At 57.5% G+C, this 11,522-nt stretch carries 6 protein-coding genes; 5 read left to right on the top strand and 1 reads right to left on the bottom strand.

The window, feature by feature from the left end:
* The first annotated feature begins 60 nt into the window (after positions 1-60).
* From BLU78_RS12720 to BLU78_RS12700, 5 genes are read left to right on the top strand one after another with little or no spacing between them, the layout of a single operon-like run.
* A complete protein-coding gene (locus BLU78_RS12720) occupies positions 61-1,257 on the top strand; it encodes a glycoside hydrolase family 88 protein (protein ID WP_010260994.1) in 1,197 nt (398 codons plus the stop codon).
* 36 nt (positions 1,258-1,293) lie between these two features.
* Positions 1,294-4,206, top strand: a complete 2,913-nt coding sequence (hepC, locus tag BLU78_RS12715) for a heparin-sulfate lyase HepC (RefSeq protein ID WP_010260992.1) — start codon at positions 1,294-1,296, stop codon at positions 4,204-4,206.
* Positions 4,207-4,226: 20 nt separating this feature from the next.
* A complete protein-coding gene (locus BLU78_RS12710; protein WP_010260990.1) occupies positions 4,227-6,377 on the top strand; it encodes a surface glycan-binding family protein in 2,151 nt (716 codons plus the stop codon).
* A 20-nt stretch (positions 6,378-6,397) separates the two neighbouring features.
* Complete coding sequence (locus BLU78_RS12705) at positions 6,398-9,553, top strand: SusC/RagA family TonB-linked outer membrane protein (protein ID WP_010260988.1); 3,156 nt, start codon at positions 6,398-6,400, stop codon at positions 9,551-9,553.
* A gap of 13 nt (positions 9,554-9,566) precedes the next feature.
* On the top strand, positions 9,567-11,210 hold the full coding sequence (locus BLU78_RS12700) for a RagB/SusD family nutrient uptake outer membrane protein (protein WP_026020655.1): 1,644 nt from the start codon (positions 9,567-9,569) through the stop codon (positions 11,208-11,210).
* 90 nt (positions 11,211-11,300) lie between these two features.
* Here the strand turns inward: BLU78_RS12700 and BLU78_RS12695 are convergent.
* The coding region (locus BLU78_RS12695; RefSeq protein WP_143029410.1) for a beta-galactosidase small subunit-related protein at positions 11,301-11,522 on the bottom strand (222 nt) is incomplete at its 5' end.

Genomic DNA, 11,522 nt, shown 5'->3' with positions numbered 1-11,522 from the left:
TTATCGGTAATTTTGCTTACCGAAACATGTAAAACCTAAACCAAAAAACCTGAACTGCTCATGAGAAGAAATTTTCTCCCCATTCTGGGTCTCCTCTCTCTGTTCGTACTGGGTTCGTGCTCTGCGGATCGCGACCCCAAAATCGCATCCCTGAAACATGCCGTCGAGGTTGCCGACAGTCAACTGCTGGACGCCGCCGCCGAACTCGACACGACGAACTGCTTTCCCCGTTCGCTGATGCCCAAGTTCCGTGCCGTCGACGCGAAGGACTGGACAAGCGGATTCTTCCCCGGCTCGCTCTGGCAGTGCTACCGCTTTACGGGCGACGAAAAACTCCTGGCCGAAGCCCGGAAATACACCGACCGGCTGGAGGGTATACAATATTATAAAGGGACGCACGACCTGGGATTCATGGTCTTCTGCAGCTTCGGCCAGCAGATGGAGACGCTGCATGACCAGCACTCGGAAGAGGTGATCGTCGAGGCCGCCAAGAGCCTCATTTCGCGCTGCGATCCCCGCATCGGCCTGATCCGCTCGTGGGATTTCGGCGAGTGGAACTACCCGGTCATCATCGACAACATGATGAACCTCGAAATGCTCTTCTGGGCTTCGAAGCACACGGGCGATCCGGTCTACCGCGACGTGGCGGTCCGCCATGCCGACATCACGATGAAAAACCATTTCCGCGACGACGCCAGTTCGTTCCATGTCGTGAGCTACAACGACGACGGCACGGTCGAGAGCCGGGGCACGTTCCAGGGCTACTCCGACTCTTCGGCGTGGGCCCGCGGACAGGCGTGGGGCCTTTACGGCTACACGATGTGCTACCGCGAGACGGGCGATGAGAAATACCTGAAACATGCCGAACGGATCGCCGATTTCATCATGCGCCATCCGAACACCCCTGCCGACCGCATTCCCTACTGGGACTACAATGCCCCGAACATTCCCGACGCTCCGCGCGACGCTTCGGCCGCCGCGGTCATTTCTTCGGCGCTGTTCGAACTCTCGACGCTGGTTCCCGAGGGCGAGGGCAAAAAGTACTTCGACTATGCCGAGACGCTGCTGATGAACCTTTCGTCGGACGCCTATCTGGCCGGGAAGGGCACCAACGGCGGCTTTATCCTGATGCACAGCGTCGGTCACCTGCCTGCCGACAGCGAGATCGACACGCCGCTCAACTATGCGGACTACTACTACCTCGAAGCCATCGGGCGCTACCTGTCGCTGCGGGGCCTCGATCCGCGGCGGATCTGATCCTGACTTTAGAAAACCTAAAACCACCTATAATCTATGAAACGCATTTTTACTAAAATTCCGGCGTTCGGATTCATCGTGGCTGTCCTGTTCACGGCAGGCTGCCTGTCGGATGATCTGGAACGATCGGACAACGGCAGCGGAACGGGCTCCACGGAGCCGACGATCCCCGACAACAGCGTGATCGATGCAGGCGTGTTCAGCGCCCTGAATCTCGATTATCCCGGTCTTGCCGCCGTGAAAACCTACTATGAGTCCGATCAGCACTATCTGGCGGCGCAGGCTTTGCTGGAATACTACCGTGGCCGGACTGACGTAATCAACGGCAATGTCAACCTGATCGCACCCTCGATCTCCGCCGAGGAGCAGGTGTGGGCCGACCAGGCGCTTATCGCCAACGAGTACCGTTTTTACGTGGAGGACTATATGGACGGCGACGTGCCTTACTCCTACCTGAAATCCAAGGCCGTCGACTGGACCGTCTGCCCGACGGGTGACCTGGAACAGCGCTACCGCGTACACCGCCATCAGTGGATGGTTCCGCAGGGAAAGGCTTACCGTACGTCGCTCGACGAGACCTATATTACTGAATGGGTGACAGTCTACGAGGACTGGCTGGAGAAATATCCCCGCCCGACGGGCGAGGTGGACTACGAGGCCGATCCCGCCACGCAGCCCGAGGAGTCGCGCGAGGCATTGTATGCCTGGCGTCCGATCGATGTGGCTTATCGTGTCGAGGACCAGTGCGACCTGCTCTACTATTTCATGCAGTCGACCTCTTTCACGCCGCAGCTGCTTTCGAAATTCCTGGCGAATCTCGCCGAGCAGGCCGAGCATGTCAGGACACATTATTCGGAGGATACCGACGTGAAGGCTACGGAGGCGCATGCCGTGTTCCGTGCCGGTACGATCTTCCCCGAGATGAAGAAGGCCGAAGAGTGGGTCGAGAGCGGTTCGGGGTCGATGAACGAGGGCATCGACGCCAGCGTGTTCGAGGTGCTGAACCTCGATTACAGCGGCCTGACGAAGGTGAAACGCGCTTACGATGCCGGCGATTACTATATGGCGTTGCAGGAATTGCTGAACTACTACCGTTCGCGTACGCACGGACTGAATCCCAATGTCGACCTTTCGAACGTGACGCTTGGAACCAACGACCAGCGCTGGGCCGATTATGCGCTCCGCGAAAACGACTACCGTTTCTATGTCAACAACTATTACGATCCCAATGCCGGAGAGGCTAATGTGCCTTATTCCTACCTGAATTCCGAGGGTACGGGCATCGACTGGACGATTTGGCCTACCCGCGAGCAGGAACAGCGCTATCAGCTCCACCGCCACCAGTGGATGGTTCCGCAGGCCAAGACCTACTATTCGTTGCAGGACGAGAAATACGCCTTGAACTGGATCGAGGTCTACGGCGACTGGCTGAAACAGAATCCCAAGCCCGAGCAGGGGACCGATGTGACCAACCACGCTTCGTGGCGTCCGCTCGATGTGGCTGCCCGACTGATCGACCAGTGCGCCCTGCTGGAGTATTACCAGCAGTCGCCCTCCGTCACGGTCGAGTGGCTGTCCGAGGTGCTGAAGCATCTCGACGAGCACGCCAACCACATCGTGAACAACTATTCGACGACTTCCAACCATCTGATTACACAGGCACAGGCCGTGACTTTTGCCGGCATGCTGTTCCCCGAGCTGAAGAATGCTGCGACGTGGAAGCAGAGCGGTACGAGCGTCCTGAGCCGTGAGGTGACGGCGCAGTATTTCCCCGACGGCTGGCTGATGGACGGCGACCTGCACTACCACATCTCGGGTATCGAGGATTTCCGGGTATCGCTGGATGTGGCGCGGCGCAACGGCGAGGAGAGCCGTTTCCCGGCGAGCTACGTCGAGTCGATGCGCAAGATGACCGACGTGGTGATGAACATGATCTATCCCGACTATACGGTGCCCAATATGGCCGATACGCGCCGTGCCACATGGACCGCACGGGTGCTTCAGCGTAACCTTACCAACTACTACAACCTCTTCCCGGACAACGAGCAGATGCACTGGATGGCGACGGGCGGCACCGAGGGTACGGTTCCCGAGACCAAGGTCAAAACTTTCCCTGACGGCGGTTACTACGTGATGCGTACGGGCTGGACGACGGCCGATATGATGATGGTGCTGCAAAACACCCCTGACAACCCCAGCGGCGGTCACAACGGCGCGCAGTGGCACCGCCAGTACGACAACAATACGTTCGAACTGTGGATCAAAGGACGTAACTTCTTCCCCGACTCGGGTTGCTTCTCCTACGGCGGGACCTCCGAATCGAATGCTTCACGCCGCAAATACGCCGCTTCGACGGCCCACAACACCGTCACGCTCGACGGCAAGAACGTTTCGAGCGACGGCAAACTGCTCAAACAGTTCTCCAAATCGGGCTCGGGCCACTGGTACGAGGCGTTGGTGCTGGAGAATCCGTCCTACACGGGGCTGACTCACCGCCGTACGATCTTCATGGTCGACGACAAGTTCTATGTGATTCTCGACGAGGCTTACGGTTCGGCCGAGGGTACCGTCAACCTGAATTTCAACATCACCGAAGGGAACGATTCGCAGGTGGTGTACGATGTGGAAGAGGGTGGTTTCCATACGGCGTTCACCGACAGCAACAACCTGCTGGTGCGCACCAAGGCGAGCAAGTCGGGAGCCTTCGTCAAGAAAACGGGCTTCGTCTCCTACAACATTAACCAGACTTCGGAGCGCAAGGCTTACCAGCTGAACCTGACCAAAACGGCTGACGAACCTGTCGTACGTTATGCCACGGTGCTGCTGCCGACGTCCGATGCTTCGGCCGAGACGGTCAGCATCACGCTGGGCGACTGGTCGGAGACCGGCGGTTCGGTCCGCGTGCAGGTCGGGGGCGTTTCCTATCCTGCGTTGTCCTATACCCTGTAACCTTAAAACCGCTATAACCTATGAAATCCTTGTTTCGAAACGTATGTTTCGCAGCGCTGACCGCCCTTTGTGCGGTCGTGCTCGCGGCCTGCGAAGACGATGATACCAAGAGCGGCGACCTGCAGCTCTTCTACCCGACGGTCGTGGACATCGGTCCTTCGATGAATTTCGTGTCGGGTACCCCGACCTACTACGGTCCCGCGCCGTCCAACTTCTCGATTGCGGGCATTACGCTCGACGACAAGTCCGTCGCTACCGAGTGCTTCTCGATCGGTGCCGATACCGGTATGGTCAGCATCTCGAATACGGACGATCTCGAGCCCGGTACCTACAAACTGACCATCGCCTGCCAGGCCGGCGGCGGTGTCTACCGCTTCACGGATATCTTCGTGGTACGGATGGTTCCCGCCGCCCCCGAGGCGATCGAGGTGAGCGAGCCGGCACTCGTGATCCCCTATGCCGAATTGGAGACCACCAAGGCTTCGGTCACGGTAACGCCGGTGGGCGAGTCGGTGTCGATTCTCGGCTATGCGCTGGTGCAGACGGAGGGCGAGGAATATTTCGCCATTTCGGGCAAAGGCGTCGTGACGCTCAACGCGAACTTCTCGGGCGAGATCATGCCGGGCGATTACCCTCTGCCGATCCGCATCACGACCTATGCCGGCGCTGCGGTTTACGAAAACCTGCTGACGGCACGGATCACCAGCGAACCGCTGGAAATCCGCTATCCTTCGGTTTCGGGGCGTATGGAGTACAATATGGCTTTCCAAAGTCCGGCGCCGACGCTGAAAGGTTCTCCCGACGAGGTAGTGTGGGCCATCAAAAAGGTGACTCCGGCCGAGGGCTTCGAGACGACCGACAAGATCAGGATCGACCCTGCAACGGGTGTCATTTCGGTTGATGCAGACAGCGAACTGCCCATCGACGCCTCCTATACGCTCGACCTTACGGTGTCGAACAGTTTCGGTTCGACCGATTTCGAGGGTGCCTATACGCTGACCGTGATCGAATACATCGCTCCGATCGAGCCCGAAACCTTCTCCTACGCTCCCGTCGAGGTGGTCGAAGGTACGAATTTCAAAGCCCCGAAGACCGACGGTTTTGTCGGCGATGAGGCGAGCTTCTCGCTGGGCGATGTGCCCGCGGCGCTGGCCGGCCAGCTTACGGTCGATGAGGCGACGGGCGAAGTCTCCTCGCTGCGCGGAATTACGGCTGCTCCGGGTGTTTACCAAGTTCCCGTTCGGGCTTCGAACATGAAGAGCGAAACGCCCGTCGAGGTCATGCTCACGCTGACCGTGATCCAGAATCCGAACATGTTCACGACGTTCAGCTACGGCAATAACCTCGGTTTGGACTGGAAGACCAACGCCGATCAGCACGTCTTTGACATGCAAGGTGATGCGAAAGGAGACACCACCGTAGATATTCCGGTGGCACAGGAGGATTTTGCTGGCCGGGAGGTTACGTTCAAAATGACCTATGTCCACAACAATCCGTTCCGGACGGCAGCAGCCAAATCCTATGTCACCGACGATGGTACGCTGCACCTGACGTTCCGTAACGACCGTGCCGGTCAGATCGGCGTCATTAAGGTCGACGCTACGATCGGTACGGGCGAAACGGCCATTACCCGTTCGACTTATCTCTTCACGAAGACCCAGACTGCTGTCGATAAGGTCGTGGTTTACAAACCGTTGGTTTTCCGTGTCAACCCGCGTACGGGCGGATATTCGGAAGCTCCGACGATTGATGCCGACAAGTCGAATTTCATGATCTCGCTGAAACGCAATATTTTCTATTACAACCTTAACGGTCCGTCGTCGCATGTCAGCGGGCAGCTCAATGCCACCTCCACGACATTTATCTATCGCATGTGGGGCTCTTATTTCGGCAGCACCGTCAATGCCGGTTCCCGCGAGCCGATGTCCTACTACGAGCTGACGAGCGGTAGCGTCGCTGCCAACCTGACGGCCAAGATCGGGTACATCGACTGCGGTACCGACTTCAAGATGTACATCCCGGCCAACAAGTGGATGCTCGACGGCGCTTATGCCAACGGCGTGCTGATCTTCCAGGCTCCCTACACGACGACCGGAACTTTCGCGGACCTCGATGCGTCGGGAACCAAGAACTTTATCTACATGGCCGTCTGGTTCGACGAGAATTTTTAACCTAACTGAACATGAAACCTATGAAATACATGATAAACCGGGCTTTCGGGCTGAGAGGGGTGCTGACCCTTCTCGCCCTGATGCTGGCCTTCGCGGCGTCGGCCCAGAACAAGATAACGGGTAAGGTCGTCGATGAGAATGACCAGCCGGCTATCGGAGCCAACGTCGTGGTCAAAGGTACGACGCAGGGCGTTTCGACCGATCTGAAAGGTACGTTCACGATTCCGGTCAAGAAAGGCGACGTGCTGGTTTTTTCCTACCTGGGCTATAAACCTCAGGAGGTGACGATCGCCGCACAGACCCGGCTGGACATCAAACTCGTTCCCGAAGCGAACGTCATGGACGAAGTGGTGGTCGTGGGTTACGGCGCCGTGAAACGCGGTGACCTGACGGGTTCGGTCGCTTCGGTATCCTCGAAGGATGTCGAAGGATTCAAAACCGGTTCGGTGATGGAGGCCCTCGGAGGCCAGATCGCCGGTGTGCAGATCACCGCTACGGACGGTACCCCGGGTGCGGGTTTCGATATCAAGGTGCGCGGTGTCGGTTCGGTCAACGGCGACACTTCACCGCTCTACATCGTCGACGGGTTCCAGGTGGACAACATCGACTACCTCTCCAACTCGGACATCGAGTCGATCGAGGTGCTCAAAGATGCCTCTTCGTCGGCCATTTACGGTTCGCGCGCCGCCAACGGCGTGGTGATGGTGACGACCAAGTCCGGAAAGGTAGGACGTCCCGTTGTGACCTACAACGGTTCGGCCAGCTATCGCCAGATCTCCAAAACCCTCGACCTGCTTTCGCCTTACGAGTTCGTGAAACTGCAAACCGAGGCATGGCCCGACAAGTTCGGTTCGACTTACTACAAGGCCGGTGACGACGACAACGGCATTCCCTATCGTTATCAGTCGATTGACGACTATGTGGGGCTGGGAGGTGTGGACTGGCAGAACGAAACGTTCCGTCCCACCTGGTCGCAGGACCACAACGTTTCGATCTCGGGCGGCAACGACAAGACCAAGTACGCTTTCTCGTTCGCCGACTTCCTCGAAAACGGTATCTTCAAGAACAGCGCCTTCAACAAGATCACGGCCAAGATGCGCGTGAGCCATAAAATCTCGAAGGCCGTGTCGATCGAGGCCACGGTCAACTACGCCAACACCGACAAGCGCGGTGTGGGTACTTCGGGCGACAACGGCCGCTTCAACATGCTGGCGCAGATTTTGCGCGCGCGTCCCACGGCGGGTTTGAAGATGACCGACGAGGAGCTGCTGGCGTCGTCGATCGACCCGCTGGAACTCGAATCTTCGGAATCGTTGTCGCAGGTGAACCCCATCAAGCAGGCCGAGTCGGTGATCAACACCACGAAGACCGAGATGTGGTCGGGCAACTTGGCGCTGAACATCGATTTCGGCAAGGGATGGACTTTCCGCACCGCCGGAACCTACAACACCTCCAATGCGCGCAACTACGTCTTCTACCAGGACGGATCGAAGGAGGCCTACCGCAACGGCCAGACTCCCTATGGTTCGACCCGCATGACCCGCAACGTTCGCTGGACGAATTTCAATTACCTGACTTATAAGTATAAGCGTAATAAGGGGCATTCGTTCGACGTCATGCTCGGACAGGAGACCTCATTCCAGGGAACGGAATACCTGCTGGCCGGGGCTACGGATTTCCCGTTCGACAACCTGGCCAACAACAACCTCGGGCTGGGCGCTACGCCGACGACGGCGAATTCGAACCGTTCGGACAAGCTGCTCGTTTCGTTCTTCGCCCGCGGGAACTACAATTACCGCGACCGCTATCTCTTCACGGCGACGGTCCGTGCCGACGGTTCGACGGTGTTCAGCAAGAATCACAAGTGGGGTTATTTCCCGTCGTTCTCGGCGGCATGGCGTATCTCGGAGGAGAATTTCATGAAGAAACAGGATGTCGTTTCCAACCTGAAGCTGCGCGCCGGCTGGGGTGTCGTGGGCAACGACCGCATCACCAACTACCTTTCGCTGGAACTCTATTCGCAGGGCAAGTACGGTTACGGGAACAATGTTATCACGGTGCTGTCGCCCAAGCAGTTGCAAAACGAGGACATCAAGTGGGAGGCTTCGCAGAGCACTAACGTCGGTATCGACCTGGGATTGTTCCGCAACCGCCTGAACATCACGGCCGATTTCTTCCTCAAAGATACGAAGGACCTGCTGATGGCTGCCAACCGGGCCTATGTTTCGGGCTTCGCCTCGCAGTGGAAGAATGTGGGCAAGATTCGTAACAAGGGTATTGAGATCGCAATCAACTCGACTAACATCGCCTCGAAAAGCGGCTTCCGCTGGACGACCGATTTCAACATCTCGTTCATCCGCAACGAACTGCGTGCGCTGGCCGGTGGAGCGAAGGAGATGCAGACCTCGGCGAGCTGGAACGGCGACTACACGGGTTACGACTATACGGCCCGCGTCGGTCAGTCGTTGGGTCTGATCTACGGCTACGTTTTCGACGGGGTTTATCAGACTTCGGATTTCAATGTCAACGCCGCGACGGGTGAGTATATGCTCAAAGAGGGTGTCACCGACATTTCGGACCATGCCGGAGTGCCCGTGAAGCCGGGTATGGTCAAGTATAAGGATACCGACGGCGACGGCGTCATCACCACGGCCGACCGTACGGTGATCGGCAACGGTACGCCCAAGTGGTACGGCGGTATCACCAATACCTTCTCGTTCAAGGGCGTGGACCTGAGCTTCATGTTCCAGTTCAACTACGGCAACGACGTTTACAACGCCACCCGCATCTATGCTTCGCAGACGCAGGACCAGCGTGCCAACCTGATGGCCGAGACGGCCGACCGCTGGACGGTGACCAACGCTTCGAACAAGGTGCCGGCCTGGGACGGATACATCAAGAACGAGATTTATTCGCGTTTCATCGAGGACGGTTCGTTCCTGCGACTGAAAAACCTGACGGTGGGCTACACCTTCCCGCAGCAGTGGACGCGCAAGTTTTATGTTTCGAAGCTGCGCCTCTATTTCACGGCCCAGAACCTCTTCGTGGTGACGGGTTATAAGGGCTACGATCCCGAGGTGAACATGCGCGCGTCGAATCCCATGACTCCTTCGCTCGACTGGGGTGCCTATCCGAAGAGCAAAGTCTATACGTTCGGTATTGATCTGACTTTCTAATACGATGAAAACCATGAAAAAGATACTTTTATACTGCATGCCGTTCTGTCTGTTGCTCGCCTCGTGCTCCGACCTGCTCGACGAGGAATCCTATTCGGAGACCGGCAAGGGCAATTACCTGAACAACGCCAAGGAGGCCGAGACGGTCCTCCAAGGTGTTTACAAGAACCTGGCGAATGAGTACACCTATTCGTACCATCTGTCGTTGCTGTTCACGATTTCGACCGACATCGCTCAGTGCGAGGGCAGTTCGACGACCTCGTTCCGCGAGATTCCGACCAACTCCCACAACGCCTCGACGTCGCAGATTGCCCGCACGTGGCAGCAGCTCTACTCGGCGATTTACGATGCCAACGACTTCATCGAGACCGTTTCGGGCCGCATGGACAGCTGGGGCTCTTCGGACCGCGAACTGGCGGCCATCTATCTGGGCGAGGCCCGGGCTTTGCGCGCGCTGTTCTATTTCGAACTGGTGCGCTGGTACGGCAATGTCGTGCTGATGACCTCGACGGCCGATTCGCGCAAGAAGGACGAGGACTATGAACAGGCTGCCGCAAAGGATGTCTATGCCTATATCGAAGAGGACCTGAAATATGCCGCCGAGGTGCTTCCCTGGGCCGTCGACGACACCAAGCGCACGAGCAACGCCTATCGTTTCTCGAAGGGTGCCGCATTGGGCCTGCTGGCCAAGGTTTACTGTACATGGGCCGGTTATCCCGTGAAGGACGAATCGAAGTGGGCCGAGGCCGAGAAGGTCGCCCGCCGCGTCGTGGAATCGGGCAAGCACCGCCTGATCTCCGACTACGAAACCGTCTGGAAGAACACCTGCAACGGTATCTGGGATGCGGGCGAAAGCCTGATCGAAGTGTCGTTCTACTCGCCGACGGGTCTCGACAGCGACAATACGGCCGGCCGCATCGGCAAATGGAATGGCGTATCGGCCACCACGATTGACGGCGAGCGCGGACGCAATGCCGCCAACTGGAAGGTTGTTTATTCGTTTACCCGCGACTGGGAGGCGCAGAACGACCCCCGCATGAAACTCTCGATCGCCGATTACAAGTACGATCATACGCTGGGCAGCGGCCCGATCACCTATTTCTCGACCATTTCGAGTCCCAATCCCTCTGAGGATCAGAAGAACAAGCAGCGCCAGCTCTTCACGCCGGCCAAGTGGGATACCGAAAAATATGTCGAAACGTCGAACTATATCGTCAATAACGACAAGTCGAATGTCAACTGGTACATTCTGCGCTATTCCGATGTGCTGCTGCTCTTTGCGGAGGCGCTCAATGAGTCGGGCGGTTCGATTGTCGATGCCGTGGACGCCGTGAATGCCGTGCGCCGCCGCGGTTTCGGCGATACGAAGCACGACCTTTCCTATGGCCTTTCGCGTGAGGACCTGCGCACGGCGATCCGCAAGGAGCGTGCCTATGAACTCTGTTTCGAGGGCCATCGCAAGCAAGACCTGATCCGCTGGGGTATCTATTACGATCGTGTTATGGAGACTGCCCAGGAGTTGGTGAACTGGTATTCCAATGCCAATTATGCGGTTGCCAAATACATCATCAAGGGCCGTCACGAGTTGCTGCCCATTCCGCAGCGCGATCTCGACATGATGCCCAAGTGCAAGCAGAACCCAGGTTGGGGACAGTAATCGGATCGTGTAATATAATAATCGGCGGGAGTTACGTTTTGAGAACGCAACTCCCGCCGATGTGTTTATTCCGGATGGTCCGGCGATTTTTTACCTGCCTCCGGTTACGGGTTTCAGCAGGAACCTGAACTCATAGTCCTTATACGGCATCCGGTATTCGGGTAATGGCAGCCGTCCCCAGCTGTTCACGCATCCGAGTCCGGATTGGAAGCCTTCTATATTGACATGCGTGCGTCCGTCTGAGACGAGGTCGCCCGGGTGTCGGACGTATTCGGTCGTACCGTTGTCGAGCTGCGGAATGGAGTAGGGAAT

It is taken from the genome of Alistipes timonensis JC136 (genome assembly GCF_900107675.1).
GTDB classification, from domain to species: domain Bacteria; phylum Bacteroidota; class Bacteroidia; order Bacteroidales; family Rikenellaceae; genus Alistipes; species Alistipes timonensis.
The sequence above is the reverse complement of the archived record's forward strand: the minus strand, read 5'-3'. Positions and strand labels throughout refer to the sequence as shown.

Bases quoted from the DNA above. Each gene is read 5' to 3' on its own strand.
- BLU78_RS12720 (WP_010260994.1), top strand. From the start codon at position 61: ATGAGAAGAAATTTTCTCCCCATTCTGGGTCTCCTCTCTCTGTTCGTA.
- hepC (WP_010260992.1), top strand. From the start codon at position 1,294: ATGAAACGCATTTTTACTAAAATTCCGGCGTTCGGATTCATCGTGGCT.
- BLU78_RS12710 (WP_010260990.1), top strand. From the start codon at position 4,227: ATGAAATCCTTGTTTCGAAACGTATGTTTCGCAGCGCTGACCGCCCTT.
- BLU78_RS12705 (WP_010260988.1), top strand. From the start codon at position 6,398: ATGAAATACATGATAAACCGGGCTTTCGGGCTGAGAGGGGTGCTGACC.
- BLU78_RS12700 (WP_026020655.1), top strand. From the start codon at position 9,567: ATGAAAAAGATACTTTTATACTGCATGCCGTTCTGTCTGTTGCTCGCC.